Here is a 15,303-nt window from a genome sequence, read left to right as displayed (position 1 = left end):
GACAAAGGGAATTATAGAAAGACACCATGTCCAATCTCTTCCGCTCCATCGCCACTTATGTGGCCATTCTCGTCGGTTTCGCCGGAGTGTTCGTCGTACTTTATGCCTGGAACCTGCCGCCCTTCCACGGCGCGGTAGAAGTGACCAACGACGCCTATGTTCGCGGCCAAGTGACAATCCTCAGCCCACAGCTTACAGGCTATCTCGTCGAGGTGCCGGTGCAGGACTACCAGCAAATCAAGAAGGGCGATCTGATCGCCAAGATTGATGACCGCATCTACGCACAAAAGCTGGAACAGGCGAAGGCAGCGCTCGCCGTCGCGGAGGCTTCCCTTGCCAATTCCGAGCAGAGCCGCAAATCTGCGGAAGCCAAAATCCAGTCCGCCAAGGCGGCAGTGGAGAGTGCCAATGCCGCTCTCGAGGTGGCCAGGACGACCTACGAGCGCACCGAGGGCCTTTTTAAAAAGAATATCGCCAGCAAGAGCGAGGCGGAGAAAAACCGCGCCGCCTTCAACCAAGCTCAGGCTGCCGTCCATCAGGCTGAAGCCGCGGAACTGGTCGCGGAGCAGGATTTAGACATGATCGTGGTTAGCCGCCGCTCGCTGGAAGCCAACGTGCAAAGTGCCGAGGCCGCGGTGAAGCTCGCCGAGATTGACCTAGCTAATACCCGCATAACAGCGCCGCGGGACGGTACGCTGGGCGAGGTGACGGGCCGCATCGGCCAGTATGTCGCGCTCGGCACGCAGATCGGTTCGATCGTGCCCAACCATGTCTGGGTGGTCGCCAATTTCAAGGAGACCCAACTCGCCGGCATGCAGCCTGGACAGGAGGTGACTTTCACCGTTGATGCCCTTGGCGAAAAGACGTTTAACGGCCGGATCGAGCGTTTCGCGCCAGCCACTGGGTCAGAATTCTCCGTCATTAAGGCCGACAACGCCACGGGTAACTTCACAAAGGTCGCACAGCGGATTCCGGTTCGCATCGCCATAGAGCCAAAGCAGCCTCTCACCGCCAAACTCGTGCCTGGCATGTCAGTGGTCGCCAGCGTGGATCTCGCGCAAGGTGGGGCGGCTCTCGCCCGGACGGCGCAAGCGGATTGATCCGATCAAAAACCGAACTCGAATTCCGGTGCCCGTTTGCATCCGTAGCGAGGCCTCTTTCAGCCAAACGGCTATTTGAACTGGCTCGGTTTGTCTGAACAGCTTCGGGCTATTCACTAGACTGGCGCTACTTTGGCCACAGTTTTTACGTTGAGATCTTCAGGAGGCGTGTGATGCGGAAACCTGTGCGGGGATCGTGGCAGAGACGACAGGAGCAAGGCGGCGAGAAGGCACCAAAAGTCTCTGAACCATCTGAGCAGGAGCGAGAAATTGTATCCGACGGCAGCCAGCACGGCGTTGATCGCATCGCCCTGCTGTCCGGCGAGATAATTGCGATCCATTCGGTGTTCGTTCTTGAGATGCCCGATGACGGGCTCGACGGCTGACCGTCGTCGCATCTGTCGTTTGATGGCCGGCGTCACGCGGCGCTTCTGGCCACTGGTGAACACCCTGAGCTTGTGACTCTCGGGCGCATTGTGGCCGCGATATCCGGCATCGGTCAGGATGCGGGAGAGCTGGTTGCCAATGGTCTCTTCCATGTCGGGGATGATGGTCTCGAGGGTGTGCCCATCGTAAGGGTTACCGGGCAGCGCCATGGCATGCAGGGCGAACTGACCGCCTTTGGCGCGGTTCAGCGTCGTGGCCACCGAGACCTTGACGCCAAATTCATAAGGGCGATGGGCCTTTCCATTGCCGATGCATTCCACCTCGTCGGCATGAAGGCTGTAGATCTTGCGGCCGCGCTGACGCTGTTTCTGCTCCAGGACGGTTCTTGCCTGATAGAGCGGCCAGATGAAGATCGCCTTGAGTTGCTCGTCGCCGGCGATCTGACGCTCGATGTCGCGGATGGTTCGCCCCAGATAGGTCTTCAGCTTGCGCAGCGCCTTGCCAGCCCGCTTGAACTGTTTTGCGTGGGCGTACCGCTGGTGCTGGATCAGCGCGAACTTGCCCAGCCGCACATAGCTTTGGCGTAGCTCGAGCCCACCTTCCGAGCCAGCCGCACGAGCCGCTCCCGTGCCCGGTGAATGAGCTTGGCATCGGTCGGAAACATCACGTTCTTGGGCTGGACGGTCGTGTCGACGATCACCTGCCGCGTGTCCGACGGCTTCATTGCGCCGGTCTTGACCGCCACCGACAGGCTTTCCTGCAGCAAAGCCTTTATCCGCTCCTCACCCATGCGTTGGCGCCAGCGTGTCAGCGACGAACGGTCGAAGGGCAATGTGTGCTGGAAGAACGTCTCGCCGCAGAAATACTGGAAATACGGGCTGTCGAGGTAGCGAGCACAGACAGCCTCATCCGACAGGCTGAACGTATGCTTGAGGATCGCCAGACCCGCCATCAGCCGGGTCGGCAAGGGCGGCATGCCAAGCACATCCGGATAAACCTCACCAAACCGTTCTTCCAGAAACGACCAGTCGATGGTCTGCGCCAACTGCACCAGTTCGTGCTTCAGATCGATGATCTGGTCGAGGCGGGATCGGAACAGATCACCTTCTCCCGTCTCGCGTCGTTCAACAGGCTTGGACATCTACCAGATCCGATCCATCGCGATATCGGAAGTCAATCACGCTTCGATGATTGAGAAAACCGAAATCTGAAATAGCAAGAAAACAGAGCGAAATCATGCCATATCTTGCGCTGTCGATTATTTGGCAACGTCCAATATACGCGAAATATCAATTGCTTCCGGATACTTCACGGCCGACGCAATAGAGGCTTGGGGTACTAACAGCCGGGCCGATATCACCCTGAAACCAAGGCATACTGGGGTGAAACCGCATCTAAAAAGGACAATTGAAAGCCCCGTCTATCGGTAAAAGCGGCATAAGAACCTTCGAGCGACGTCGGCAGTATCAGCCCGCAGCAGTGAACTGCGGGCTAAATTGTGGTGCCCCAGGATCAAAAGTTGCGCTGCAGGCGGACAAATCCAGTCCAAGCGTCCGGCTCATCCTGGTAGTTCACAGTGCCCTTGAATGCCAGGCCACTCGCGATTGCATAATCCAAGGTCACGCCAGCCTTCCAGTCCTCGCCGCCATTCGCGTCGAATTCGTCCCAGACATAGTTGAAACCAGGCGTGATGGCAAGCTTTTCAGAAGCCTTGATGGCGTAGGAAGCAGCGACGTGCCATTCGCCCGAAAGGCTTGAAGCTGCCCTGCCGCCGTAATAGGCCGAAACGTCTGAAGCATAGATTACGAAAGCCTGAAGCGTGCCCGGGCCAATCGGAGCGCTGGCAAGAAGGCGAATAGCACCTTCTTCGACCTCCACATCGTAGCTGCCAAGAAGATCGACGGAAACCCCGCCGAATTTGGCAATTGCAAGGGCTTCGATACCGACGCCTTGTCCATCGGCACCATTGATGCCGTTGTGGATCGTACGACTCAGTTCATCAACCTGGAGGCCGACGGAGAAAGCATCGCCAGTGTAGGTGTAAGCAACAGAGGTAAATCGCGTATCGGCACCACCAGCGTTAACATCAGTCTCGCCGTTGATACCCTTATCCCACCAGTTCAGATAAGTACCGACCTTGAAGCCGCCGAGCTCAATGTAGACGTCATCAAAGTAGAAATCGTCCGGCGTTTCCCCCGAGTTATCGCGAGAAGATTCACCATGAATGGCGATAAAGCTGGTTAGCGTGCCAAGTTCGGTATCGTTCTTTGCGACGACTTCCAGGCGGCCACGAGTCCAAGCGTCCCAGTCGCCCTCGTTGTAGCGGTTGGTGCTATCGCCGATATCAACCTGAAAGCGAATGTAGCCGCCGATCTTGAGGCAAGTTTCAGTACCCGGAATGTAGAAATATCCAGTACCGAAGGCATCGCAAACACGCACATATTCGATTGGTTCCGGTTCCGCAGCAACGATGGCGTCAGCCGCATGAGCGCCAGTAACTGCCCCAAGAGCAGCAGCGGAGCCGATCAGAAGGCTCTTGATGTTCATTTTTGAACTCCTGTTAGTAAGGGTAATTCTGATATTGAGAGACCTCCTCGGTGCTGCGAGAATGTGATCTCGATAATTTGATTACATACCGACGGAACGTTTGTAAATTGCCCCAGAGCGAACCGATGGCTCGGATCAACTTGTTCCAGAAGCAGTGTGGGATAATGGCAACAACCCGACGCAGTGGCAGCCCCCCGGGGGGCGTGATGATTTGCCATCGCATGATGGCTTGTGGGGAGTGCGGGTAGAGGAAGCGAAGGAGTGTTTTCGAGAATGAACACGGGTTGCGACCCCTCGTCGTTTACCCACGTTTAAGCTAATTCACTGGCGTCGCTGGACCCATTGGCCATGTTATATGGCTGCGCATCGAGACACCAAGATCAGGCGTTTGAGCAAATTGACGGCGAAGCGCAGAGGCAGAGCTTTTCGTGGAACGAAAAGCCGGGGCGTACGCCGACTGGAGATCGCGGTACGCCCCGGCACATGCCCGTTAGCAGGAGATCAAACTTATCCCCCACCTCTCAACGGCGGTGGATCATCGTGAGAGAGGGACAACAACAAACTAAGTCATAACCCAGCTTGCCAACAATAGTGTATATACAGACGATATGTTTGTAAATAGGAAAATCACGCCCGATTTGGCTGTCACTTGCGTGCGAGCTTGGGCGGCTCGATCGGTGGGATAGGGACCTGCGGCCATGACACCGTCGCTATGAGCTTGACTTTGTACATTATGCGGCGAAGCAAAGGGCCTGTGCCATTCGTATAAGACGTCCGGGAGGTATTTTGTGCATTTCCGGGTTTGACGGTGAGTGTCGATAAAGATCGTCGCTCCACAAAACGAGACGCACAGCACCGATCGCATCAGTGAATGTCAGATCGGTTTTTTTATACCATGCCGCCGCGTGAGGGGGCGTGCTTCGGCTCAGGCTGTCACCGGCCCAGACTGTCACGAGACTGTACAATGCCAAGAGTGAAGGTGTCGTGCGGATGATGGCGTTTCCATTCCACTGGCGCTGGGTCTCCACACCAAGATGGGCGCGTGTTTCGGCGAACGTCACTTCGATCTGCCAGCGTCGCACGAAGTAGGCGATGATCTCGCTCGAGGTCGGTATTGGTGCTCATGAACGCCTGGGGTTCGCGGCGGCCCGTCGGGTCTCGAACTAGGACCCAGCGAATTGGCCTTGGCGGGGTTCCCCGCCGATACCACAAGCCAGTGCCTGTCGTGATATCGAGGTGTTTATCGGTTTGTCTGCCATACCAGCTTGAGGCGACGATGCGTTGCCACACGGTCTCGGGGTTGTTGAGTACCGCCTTCAACTTGGGTAGAGGCATGCCTTTTAGAGCCTGACCGAAAAAGATAGGATATTCGGCTTGCGCCCCACCTCGGACGGTGATGCGGGAAGGTGCTGCGCTTCGAGCTGATGATAGAACGTGGTCTGTCGCGACAGCCACAAGCATCAGGAAAGGAAGCGCAGCATGAAGCACTTTATCGGCCTCGATGTCTCGGTGAAAGAGACCGCCGTTTGCATTGTCGACGAAACGGGCAAAATCTGCCGGGAGGTGAAGGTTCACAGCCACCCCGACGATTTGCTCGCGGTCGTGAAGGATCCGAGCTGGAACATCGAACGGGTCGGGCTCGAGGCTGGGCCCTTGTCGCAGTGGCTTTTCGAGGGGCTTGCAAGCGCAGGATTGCCGGTCATCTGCATCGAGACGCGCCATGTGAAGGCGTTCCTGAAGGCCCAGCCGAACAAGACTGATCGTAACGACGCGCGTGGAATCGCGCAGATGATGCGGGTCAACCTGTATCGTCCGGTGCATGTGAAAACGCTGACGAGCCAGAAGCGGCGGGCGCTCTTGACGGCCCGCAAGCTCCTGCAAGGCAAGGCGATAGCCATCGAGAATGACATCCGCGGCCTTCTGCGCAACTTCGGCCTCAAGGTTGGTGTTGTGGGAACGGTGAAGTTCGACGAGCGCATTCGAGAGCTCGTCGAAGGCATGCCCGACCTGGAAGACCTCATCGGGCCACTGCTTTCTGCCCGGAACAAGCTGCGCGCCGAATTTGCTCGTCTGCACAAGAAGGTGCTGGCGTCCGCCGAGGAGGATGCGACCTGCAAGCGCTTGATGACGATCCCCGGTGTCGGTGCCGTCACGGCGCTGGCCTATACCGCAACCATCGACATTCCGCAGCGTTTCAGAAGCTCCAAGGCAGTGGGTCCCATCCTCGGGCTGACGCCGAAGCTCAACGAGTCCGGTGAAAGCAAGCGTGTGGGCCGCATCTCCCTGTGTGGGGACGGCATGATGAGAACGCTGCTCTATGAGGCCGCACAGACGCTGCTGACGCGCGTGACGAAATGGTCATGGTTGAGAGCCTGGGCAATGAACGTCGCGAAGCGGCGCGGGATGCGCAAAGCCATTGTCGCACTTGCGCGTCGCCTTGCAGTCATCATGCATCGCATGTGGCTGGATGGCGCTGGGTTCCGCTGGACGCGGGAAGCTACGGCCCCGACCATCTGATCCGGACGGCCAGGAAGGAGAGAGACAGAAAGTTCCGCCCCGGCGGACAAGCGTCCTTCGCAGGACGATGGATGAGGTAAGTTCGTACTCAACTCCGTGCCGACCGCACTCGATGACTCGATGTCGGTCAGGACGCTAAAAAAGATAGGACTGCCTCATTCTCCTGATCCTATGCTGGGAGGGCAAAGCGCCGATCCCGTAGAGAAGCAAGGACCTGCGAAAGACGTCGATGCCGGGCACATGGAAAGGCTCGAAGCGCTTGACCTGAACACGCCGAATAGAGAAGAGTTGAGTGAAATCAGCCAGTTGTGATTCCTTCGGATTTGCTTAGGATTCGATGGAGACCGCAATGGGCTGGACTGATTTCACCCGCCGCCAATATGGCCGACGGACGGTGCGTTATGCAAGTGATCTGACGGACAGGGAATGGCTGCTGATCGCTCCCTTTATGCCGACGCCACGCAGGCTCGGTCGACCGCGCAAGACGGAATTGCGTGAAGTTTTGAACGCACTGCTTTACATCGCATCGACCGGATGCCAATGGCGGATGCTGCCGAAGGATTTTCCACCCTATTCAACCGTGCAGGGTTACTTCTACGAGTGGCGGGCGACTGGCTTGTGGCTGCGGATCAACCATCATCTCGTTATGGAGACGCGCGAGCTGGAGGGAAAGGAAGCCTCGCCAACGGCGGGCGTGATCGACAGTCAGAGCGTCAAAACGACCGAAAGTGGCGGGATTGCGGGCTATGACGCGGGCAAGAAGACCAAAGGTCGCAAGCGTCATATTGTCGTCGACACGCTCGGCTTGATGGTGGGGCTCGTCGTTCACGGCGCAGACATTCAAGACCGCGACGGTGCGGCTGCAGTCCTTAAAACCATCCTCAGACGCTGGCCGTGGCTCAGGCACATCTTTGCTGACGGCGGTTATGCCGGTCCGAAACTGCGGGCAGCATTGCAGAAGGTCGCGAAGTTCACGCTCCAGATCGTCAAGCGAACAGACAAGGCAAAGGGCTTCGAAGTGCTGCCGCGTCGCTGGGTCGTGGAGCGCACATTCGCCTGGCTTGGTAGATGCAGGCGACTGACCAAAGACTGGGAGAAATCAATCGCCTCCGCTGAAACCTGGATGCTCATCGCCCACATCCGCATTCTCACCCGGAGGCTCGCAAGGTATTATGTCTATTGAGCTCTTTTCGAGTCAGGCTCTTAGTGCGGGCCGCCCGAGCGTGTGTTCGTGTCGCGGATCTGGCGGGGCGAACAGACTGGCGTCCAGACGCAGGCGTGTAATGAGGGTGGCCCTATCGGGCAGCGCCGCCGCCAATGTATGGACAGCAAAACTGCTGTCACCGACAAAGATGATATCGCATCCTGGCAGCCAGCGGCAGAGCTGCAACACGCCCTGTCTTGCCCAATCCGTCAGCAGCTTATGATTTCGTCCTCTGTTTTTATCGTAGCGCTCCGAGGGGCATAAAAGCGTCAAGACTGGTAGGGCCTTGATGCATTTGGCCCATGGGATCGGGGCAAGAACCATGAAGCTCAACCAGCGCAAACCGCTGGCTTTGACGAAGTGACCGTGACTGGAGCGCACCGGATCGCGATAAATGCCACGGGCGGCAATCTTTGGTCCCCATCGGCGCTCGATGGTGTCGTCCATGCCGATCACAATGGGACCATCGGGTACGAGGCTGGCGACAACGATCGACAGCAGACGGGCCGCCAGAGTACGCGGGTTCCAACGCGCCCGATTAAGGAGCTGATGGTAGAGGGAAAAATTGCCAGCCTCGGCGCGGCCGGTGATCCGCAAACAGGCCGTCACTGTCCGTTTGCCTGGAGACAGGATCGCACCCATCACTAGGACCAGCAGATGGTCCCAACTGGGCGCCGTGAACCAGGGACGAAACGACGACAGCCACTGGCGAAGGATGTGCGGAACAGGATCACCCGACCCGACGCGGTTCTCATTATGATCGGTCATCCACCGGTTCGAATCCGGTCACGCGAAACAGGCAAGTCAGAGAGACTGCGGCGAATTGATTCTCATGTCCGTTTTCAAGAGCTTGGGCATGGGTTTTTCGCGTCGCTTTTTCAGCGTCGACGAGGGACAAATATGCTGCCTATTGCAGGACGCGGCGGCATTGAGACGACGGTTGATCAGACTCTGATGCGCGGGTTGAATACCGCAGGACCGTGGTTCGTCTCGGGCCTTCCTCTGTCTCACGTGGCGCGTGTTGCCGTTTCAGGCTCGCAGAATCACAACGAGGGTTGCCCTGACCGGCCGCCACGCCCAGCAATAAGCAGCGTGATGTAATTAAACTCTCCTTTGTACTTGGCGCCCCCTTCGTCAGGCTGCCTTTGTGGGGGGAATGGGAACTGTTGTCGCAATCGCCCAGACGAAAGCAGCGAGTTCGCGCGCGATGGCGACGGTGACGATGTTGGTGGGGCGCCCGCTGGCCTGCATGCGTCGGTATCGCTGACATAGCCGTACCTGCGCCTTCCAGGCGATCGCCCTGATCGCTTCAGGCAGCCCCTCCGTTCGCTTCAAGATTTCCTGGCCGACACGGGCCGGCAATCTGTAGGTCCATGCACCTTCGACCAGCATGCGTCTTGCCCGGGTGTTGCCCGCCTTGGTGATCGAGCCGCGCGACACGCTGGCGCCTGTGGAATGTTCCCTGGGGACCAATCCCAGCCAGGCCATGAACTGGCGTGGGTTGCTGAAGCGTCTGAAGTCGCCGATCTCCGATACCAGTGTCACCGCCGAGATCTGTGCGACACCGCGCAGGGCCTGGATCGCTTCGACGACAGGGTTCAGCGACCAATCCGGCAAGAGCGCCAGCATCTGCCAGGTCAGCCGTTCCCGCCGTTCCTCGATCTGTTCGATGGCACGAATGTATTCTTCCATAGCGATCTGCTGCGCACGGTGATCAAAGCGCTGTGTCGCCAGCCAGTTTCGATGAGCTCTTGTCCAATGAGAGCGGCCTTCGAAGACCCGGCCGTGCCGGAGCAAAAGCGACAAGAGATGCTGGCGTGCCCGTCGTAAATCCGAGACGGCCGCTTCCCGTGCCCGGCAAAGATCGCGCATGGCCTCATGCGTCTCGTCGGGAACCCAGATGGACGATAGTTCACCTGCTCGCAACAACGCGGCAAGCGCGACAGCATCACGCCGATCTGTCTTGATCTGAAGTCCCGGCCGGGTCGGAACCAGCGATGGCGCAACGACAAGGCAGTCATAACCCAGTGCTGAAAGCTGACGATACAATCCATAGCCCGTCGGGCCGGCCTCATAGCAAAAGCACAGGCGTCCGTGACGTCCGGCAAGCTTGTCGACAAATTTGCGCACTGCATCGGCACGGTTGGCGATTTCGCCGTAATAACGAACCTCGCCTTTGCGGCCTGCTTCCGCCAGACCGATCGCGATTTTTTCCTTACTCACATCCAAACCAACGTAAAGTGCGATATCATCGACCACGGCTCGTCTCCTATGTTTGAGGCTCTGGCTCTGCAGCTAACCCTCGTTCTGAACATAATGCGAGACGAGCCACCCTGCCGGCCAAGGACATGGGGTCTCACCCGCTCAAATTGCCCCAAAATGAGAGTACCGCGCGCGCCACGCTACCAGTACGCGAAAGATCACCGCCGCCGCTACAAACCTGAAATTCCAAAGGGATTTTGTACAAAGTCAAGCTGAGCGAGCGCGTGAAATCAGGCCTGGCCGCAGCAAAGGCACGCGGTAAGAAACTCGGCCGACAATCTGGACAACGTCCTAAATCCGATCGGCTCGCACCGAAGGTCATTGCGTTGAGCGCCGAAGGTCGCAGCTACCGATGGATCGCTCGCGATCTCGGCATCAGCAAGAATATCGTCGCGGAGATCGTCAAGCGCCGCAAGTCTTCTGAGGCTCCACAGGTGGAGACCGCATTATGACCAAGCCAGTAAGACTGCCTCGGCCCGATCCGTATCGCAAGGCGCGCTTCAGGGAAATTGCCCGGGAAATCGTTGCGAAAGACCGCTACAATCGAAAATACGGTCTGTCCGTCGATACGGCGGGCGCAATCGCCAATGCGCTTGAGAGGGCCTACCGGGAAGGCATCAACGGCGGCGAAAACAGGCCCGCTCCCATAATGGAATATCCAGACAACGGGCCAATGGATTGGGCGTTGATACCGCCACGTCCAAGAAACGCGTTCTGGAGCATCTGCCTGTTCACGCTTTCGCGCGGCGACAGGCCCGCCCGAGGCGGACGCCTTGTCCCTGCCATCACCGAACGCGGAACATCGGGATGGATGCTTGTCGTGCCCGGGCACACCTATGAAAAGCAATTCGGTGACAAGACGGTCGCACCGCTCGTACGTCTTGGCCTGCTTGAGGCTGATGACGATGATCCTGCACACCGGGTCGTCTCGAAACGTGGCGAGGAAACCTGGAGCCAATTCGTCCAGAGAGGCGGTCAGTTCCCGGAAGACCTGACCAATCTCTAGCCCTATTCAGAAAGCCATGCCATGTCACAAGAGAACCATCGGATCGCCGCCGCCATCGATCTGCGAATGCAACAACTGGAAAAGCAGGGCATTCAAGGGGCGGCGGTCGTCCATCATATGCTTGGTTATATGCAGGGTCTTCAGCAGATTTACGATACTGCCTCCGACAAGGTGCTGACGGACCTGTGTCAGCGCTATCCGGGCTTCTATCGCTATGCGGATATGATGGAGCGCATGTCCGAGAAGAATCAGCAAATGGTCGAGGCGGGAACGCACCCCTACCGCGATCTGCCTGAACTTCCCGAGAAGCTGAAGCGGAGCCTGGCTGCATTGATGGCCAGTGCGGCCGACCTTGAACGTGCCTTCCAGTCTGCCGTGGATTGCGGTGACTTCGCCCGTCACGTCGACCAACTCGACAGCCTGAAACGGCAATGGGGCGCGGATTTGCAGCGCCTGGTCGAGTTGTTTCGCTCTTCAGACGTTGCTCCCCAAAGCCAACTCATCGTGCAAAGCGCCCTCAAAGCCATGGCTGAGCGAATTAATCGGCTCGGGTGAGCAATTGGTGAGCAATCTGGTCCCTGAAGCCGCCGCTAACTGGCGGGCGATCTCACCGATCGGCACCTTGCGCTCCTTGAGATGATACAGGCGCCGGGATCAGAATGCGTAAGCTGCGAATAGCAGTATCCATCCGGCGTAGCTTTCGATTACCCACATCCACTGCAGACGAGGTTGCATCCGATGAATCGTCTGTGATTCTGTCTGTGACGCCGAATCACGGAGGCGTCGCAGATGAGCGAGAATATGGAAGGTGGCGAAGCGGGCTGGCTTGGCGATGAGATCATTTCATCAGGTCTGCCAGACAAACGCCTGGCGCGCCGGATGCACCGACTTCTTGACCAGATGACGTCAGCACCTGGTCACCCCATCCCGGCGGCGTGTGGCGACTGGGCTGCGACGAAAGCGGCCTACCGGTTCTTCGACAATCCACGGGTTACAGAGCACGGCGTGCTGGCTGGCCATCATCCGCACGACACCGTCACTCTTGGCACTCTACAGTCTCGTGACAGTGTGGGCTGGTGACGTTCTAAGCCAAACCACCTCCGCCCCACGCGGCCGCATGGTACAAGAAAACCGATCTCACATTTACGGATGCGATCGGTGCTGTGCGCCTCGTTTTCTGGAGCGATGATCTTTATCGACACTCCCCGTCAAACCCGCAAATGCATAAAATACCTCCCGGACGGCTTATCCGCATGGCGCAGGCGCTCTGCTTCGCCGCGTAATGTACAAAGTCAAGCTTAGCAGTCGCGAACGAGACCACTTGGTTGCAAGATAGAGACTGCCGGAGCGTCGCTTGCGTCAATCTTAAGCGTACACAAGGGTGGAGCTCTTCCGAAGACGTGCTACAATCAAGCGACTAAATCAGCCACGCTGGAAGGCGACTGCGCCGTAACGACCATGAAGCCGTCGAAGAATGCTGTCAGCTCCGAATAAGCATCAAGCGGAAGCACGTGAGCGACATATTGGTCGGGCCTGACGACCACCATGCAGCCCTGCTTCCTGTTGATACTGCGCATCTCAAAAATGTTCTCGCTGCCGCCTGAAGCGGGGCAGAACATCTTTTCGTAGTCACGCAGGCCCAGCCGGCCCTTGGCGGGCAAGAGCAGCTTGGGCATCGTCTCGATTGCGAGCTCGCGATGCGGCTGCTGGAAAACGACGCGGAGATCGATGAAAGAGTCGATATCGGCGTCTTCTGGCGCGAACTTCACCAACGGTGATTTCTTGGACGTCAGGAAATCGCAGAGCCCAGCAAGAAGGGACCCGGGCGCAGCATTGTCGCCTTCGTCGGCGAAGGCATAAACTCGCCAGCGACCGTCGGCTCGGGCAATGTGGCCGAGCTGCATCGGCTTAGCATCGGCCAAGCGAATAACAGGAGCCGAATGGAAGCGCATCCCAATCGGGAACCCTTCAGCGAGATGTTGATGCTTCGGCTCGCCTATCAGCGTAGATGGCTCGTATCGCGTTGCGGTGCCGGCGGTATAGCGTCCAAAGCGCACGAAATACTCTTGTACTTCCGCGGGATCAACGCCTTCCGGATACTCGATAGTTTTCAGCGGTGAACTCAGCATCTTTGCCCATTCGCGATCGAAACTGATTAGTTCTTTGGCAACTGATTGGCGTTCAGCCGAATAGCTGTGCAGTAATTGTGCCGGGACGCGACCTTCTAGTACTGCTGCCAGCTTCCAGCCGAGATTGAATGCGTCCTGCATAGAGACATTCATACCTTGCCCCGCCTTTGGGCTATGGGTATGGCAAGCGTCACCGACAATGAAGACGCGTGGCAAGCGCGTCGCCATCTCCTCATCGGGCACGTCGTCGAACTTGTCGCACAGCCGCTGGCCGATCTCGTAGACCGACCACCAAGCGACCTCTTTCACTTCAAAACTGTAGGGCTTCAGGATGCGTTGGGCCGCTCCTATCAAATGTTCCACCCCGATACTTCTGCTGGCGACACGCTCATTCGGCGCAAGCTTATCCAGCTCCACATAGACGCGGATCAAATAGCCGCCCTCGCGGGGAATGAGCAGGATGCTGCCTTCGCTCGCGGACTGAATGAGCGCCTTGAGGCGCACGTCCGGGAAGTCTGTGACGGCTAAAACGTCCATCACGCCCCAGGCTTGGTTGGCGGAATCGCCACGCAATTCGCGGCCCAGCGATCTACGCACGGCGCTGCGCGCGCCGTCGCAGCCGACCACGTAACGTGCCCTCACGATCTCCCGTTCGCCGTCCCCTCGATCGATCGTCACCGTCACCGGGTGTGTACCCGCCTGCTGCGCCGCATCGATAGAAACTTCGACCATCTGGCGGGAGTAATGCGGCTCAAGACGGCGAGGCGAACGACGCATGACGTCGAGATAGAAATCGTGCACGCGCGCCTGGTTGAGGATGACATGCGGCATTTCGGAAAGACCATCCTCGACGTCGAGTACTCGGCCGTGGCGAATGATCTTCTCGTGATCTGAATCGTCTGGTTTCCAAAACGAGGTTTCGTTGACCCAGTAGGCTTCTTTCAAGACTTTCTCGGCGAATCCGAATGCCTTAAACATCTCAAGCGTGCGGCAGGCGATGCCGTCGGCTTGGCCGAGTTCCAGCGGCCCTGGCTTCTGATCGATGATTGCGACATTGATGCTCGGAAATGCGGACAGCTGTGCCGCAAGAGTTAGACCGGCAGGACCACAACCGACGATCAGTACATCAACTTCCGACGGTAAGGCATCGCCAGAGATTGCGGTATCGACAATGGGATCAGACACGCCGGGATCGCCTGTTCTGAATCCATTTAGATGAAATTGCATGCCTTTTTCCTCCCTTAACTATTCGTGCCGAAGACGTTCTCCCTTTCGGAACCTGACGCGCCGGCTGATAATGGGAAGTAATCTGAATGTACGTATACGGTCAATAATGCGGGTGAAGAATAGTGTTAAACATCAACACGCGCATCGGACTGATGATGGGGCTGTTTGATGTGCCGGAGCTCATCAGGCCGCAGCTGCGCGACATCCAAGCACGATTGTCGCCGCTTCGGCGCGGGAGTAGCGCGTCGTGTACAGTCAGAGTCGATGAGAAGCTGTTTCAGTTATTTACCAAGTCAACTGTGTTGACAGGTCTGATTTGTTGCGCATACATATCAATACGGAGTGAGGAGATGGACTGTTTTTACCGTGCGCTGGGTTGAGGCAGTTGTTCCAACAGGAGAAATCTGAATGAATATTTTCTTGAAGCGATTAACCGTCGAGCGACCTAATGGGCGCCGAGGTGACATCATTATGCAGGTGGACGATGCGTGTCATCAGCTTCAGAAAGATCTCCCGTTCGGAGCGGCTTAACACCCCAACGATCCTGTTCTGGACACGGTCTACTGCCTCTTTGCAGTCGGCCAACAGTCTGGAGCCCTGATCCGTCAAGAAAACCAGACGTTGCCGACGGTCGGTTTGGCTGGGTCGGCGTTCGATCAGGCCGCGCTTTTCGAGTCGATCAAGGACGTTGCCAATTGTCGATCGGTCGAAGGCTATCATGTTCGAAATTCGCGTCGCATCTGTACCGGGGACGGCATCAATCGAGACGAGTGCGGCATACTGGACCGGCGTTAAGGCAAATTCCTCGCATTCATCCAGGAATATTGCCCATGATATTTGGTGGGCTCTGCGGATGAGGTGCGCGGGGCGGGCATAAAGATCTTCGAGGGACATTGCGGTTTCTTCAGCTCACTTTGCGGTTGG

12 protein-coding genes and 2 pseudogenes are annotated in these 15,303 nt (G+C 57.6%); 8 read left to right on the top strand and 6 right to left on the bottom strand.

The annotated features are described in order from the left end of the window. Window positions 1–26 precede the first annotated feature (26 nt). Window positions 27–1,100, top strand: coding sequence for an HlyD family secretion protein (locus QEO92_RS32405; RefSeq protein WP_210058918.1), 1,074 nt, complete (start codon window positions 27–29; stop codon window positions 1,098–1,100). A gap of 116 nt (window positions 1,101–1,216) precedes the next feature. Here QEO92_RS32405 and QEO92_RS32400 read toward each other — a convergent pair. Both QEO92_RS32400 and QEO92_RS32395 read right to left on the bottom strand, forming a co-directional pair. Continuing rightward, a pseudogene (locus tag QEO92_RS32400) lies at window positions 1,217–2,628 on the bottom strand (IS5 family transposase). 371 nt (window positions 2,629–2,999) lie between these two features. Continuing rightward, window positions 3,000–4,034, bottom strand: a complete 1,035-nt coding sequence (locus tag QEO92_RS32395; RefSeq protein WP_210058919.1) for a porin — start codon at window positions 4,032–4,034, stop codon at window positions 3,000–3,002. Between the two features lie 1,479 nt (window positions 4,035–5,513). Here QEO92_RS32395 and QEO92_RS32390 point away from each other — a divergent pair. From QEO92_RS32390 to QEO92_RS32380, 3 genes are all read left to right on the top strand, one after another. After that, window positions 5,514–6,551 (top strand): IS110 family RNA-guided transposase, encoded by a 1,038-nt coding sequence (locus tag QEO92_RS32390; RefSeq protein ID WP_210058920.1) that lies wholly within the window; start codon window positions 5,514–5,516, stop codon window positions 6,549–6,551. A 120-nt stretch (window positions 6,552–6,671) separates the two neighbouring features. Then, entirely contained in the window at window positions 6,672–6,863 is a 192-nt protein-coding gene (locus QEO92_RS32385) for a hypothetical protein (protein ID WP_227701876.1), read from the top strand. Window positions 6,864–6,900: 37 nt separating this feature from the next. Further along, window positions 6,901–7,734: an IS5 family transposase gene (locus tag QEO92_RS32380; protein ID WP_210058921.1), complete on the top strand. Its 834-nt coding sequence runs from the start codon at window positions 6,901–6,903 to the stop codon at window positions 7,732–7,734. 12 nt (window positions 7,735–7,746) lie between these two features. On the opposite strand, the gene QEO92_RS32375 is transcribed toward QEO92_RS32380, so the two are convergent. After that, a complete protein-coding gene (locus tag QEO92_RS32375) occupies window positions 7,747–8,523 on the bottom strand; it encodes an IS701 family transposase (RefSeq protein ID WP_227705926.1) in 777 nt (258 codons plus the stop codon). 366 nt (window positions 8,524–8,889) lie between these two features. Next, window positions 8,890–10,014 carry an IS110 family RNA-guided transposase gene (locus QEO92_RS32370; protein ID WP_210058967.1) on the bottom strand — a complete coding sequence of 375 codons (1,125 nt, stop codon included), beginning with the start codon at window positions 10,012–10,014 and terminating at the stop codon, window positions 8,890–8,892. A 215-nt stretch (window positions 10,015–10,229) separates the two neighbouring features. Here QEO92_RS32370 and QEO92_RS32365 point away from each other — a divergent pair. The 4 genes and pseudogenes from QEO92_RS32365 to QEO92_RS32350 form a co-directional block, all read left to right on the top strand. Continuing rightward, window positions 10,230–10,469, top strand: a pseudogene (locus QEO92_RS32365) (recombinase family protein); the annotation flags it as partial. Further along, on the top strand, window positions 10,466–11,023 hold the full coding sequence (locus tag QEO92_RS32360; protein ID WP_210058966.1) for a hypothetical protein: 558 nt from the start codon (window positions 10,466–10,468) through the stop codon (window positions 11,021–11,023). The pseudogene QEO92_RS32365 and the gene QEO92_RS32360, both read left to right, overlap by 4 nt. Window positions 11,024–11,044: 21 nt before the next feature. Beyond that, window positions 11,045–11,578: a hypothetical protein gene (locus QEO92_RS32355; protein ID WP_210058965.1), complete on the top strand. Its 534-nt coding sequence runs from the start codon at window positions 11,045–11,047 to the stop codon at window positions 11,576–11,578. Window positions 11,579–11,812: 234 nt separating this feature from the next. Continuing rightward, on the top strand, window positions 11,813–12,103 hold the full coding sequence (locus QEO92_RS32350; RefSeq protein WP_227705924.1) for an IS4/Tn5 family transposase DNA-binding protein: 291 nt from the start codon (window positions 11,813–11,815) through the stop codon (window positions 12,101–12,103). A gap of 329 nt (window positions 12,104–12,432) precedes the next feature. On the opposite strand, the gene QEO92_RS32345 is transcribed toward QEO92_RS32350, so the two are convergent. Beyond that, complete coding sequence (locus tag QEO92_RS32345) at window positions 12,433–14,379, bottom strand: FAD-binding monooxygenase (RefSeq protein WP_210058964.1); 1,947 nt, start codon at window positions 14,377–14,379, stop codon at window positions 12,433–12,435. Window positions 14,380–14,808: 429 nt separating this feature from the next. Continuing rightward, window positions 14,809–15,273, bottom strand: a complete 465-nt coding sequence (locus tag QEO92_RS32340; protein WP_210058963.1) for a MarR family winged helix-turn-helix transcriptional regulator — start codon at window positions 15,271–15,273, stop codon at window positions 14,809–14,811. Between the last annotated feature and the right edge of the window lie 30 nt (window positions 15,274–15,303).

Source organism: Neorhizobium petrolearium (assembly GCF_029854435.1).
Lineage (GTDB): Bacteria > Pseudomonadota > Alphaproteobacteria > Rhizobiales > Rhizobiaceae > Neorhizobium > Neorhizobium petrolearium.
Note: the sequence above shows the minus strand (reverse complement) of the source record. Positions and strands in the feature narration are given on the sequence as shown.

Excerpts from the sequence above, each read along its gene's own strand:
- QEO92_RS32405 (WP_210058918.1), top strand. The coding sequence starts at position 27 with ATGTCCAATCTCTTCCGCTCCATCGCCACTTATGTGGCCATTCTCGTC.
- QEO92_RS32395 (WP_210058919.1), bottom strand. The coding sequence starts at position 4,034 with ATGAACATCAAGAGCCTTCTGATCGGCTCCGCTGCTGCTCTTGGGGCA.
- QEO92_RS32390 (WP_210058920.1), top strand. The coding sequence starts at position 5,514 with ATGAAGCACTTTATCGGCCTCGATGTCTCGGTGAAAGAGACCGCCGTT.
- QEO92_RS32385 (WP_227701876.1), top strand. The coding sequence starts at position 6,672 with ATGTCGGTCAGGACGCTAAAAAAGATAGGACTGCCTCATTCTCCTGAT.
- QEO92_RS32380 (WP_210058921.1), top strand. The coding sequence starts at position 6,901 with ATGGGCTGGACTGATTTCACCCGCCGCCAATATGGCCGACGGACGGTG.
- QEO92_RS32375 (WP_227705926.1), bottom strand. The coding sequence starts at position 8,523 with ATGACCGATCATAATGAGAACCGCGTCGGGTCGGGTGATCCTGTTCCG.
- QEO92_RS32360 (WP_210058966.1), top strand. The coding sequence starts at position 10,466 with ATGACCAAGCCAGTAAGACTGCCTCGGCCCGATCCGTATCGCAAGGCG.
- QEO92_RS32355 (WP_210058965.1), top strand. The coding sequence starts at position 11,045 with ATGTCACAAGAGAACCATCGGATCGCCGCCGCCATCGATCTGCGAATG.
- QEO92_RS32350 (WP_227705924.1), top strand. The coding sequence starts at position 11,813 with ATGAGCGAGAATATGGAAGGTGGCGAAGCGGGCTGGCTTGGCGATGAG.
- QEO92_RS32345 (WP_210058964.1), bottom strand. The coding sequence starts at position 14,379 with ATGCAATTTCATCTAAATGGATTCAGAACAGGCGATCCCGGCGTGTCT.
- QEO92_RS32340 (WP_210058963.1), bottom strand. The coding sequence starts at position 15,273 with ATGTCCCTCGAAGATCTTTATGCCCGCCCCGCGCACCTCATCCGCAGA.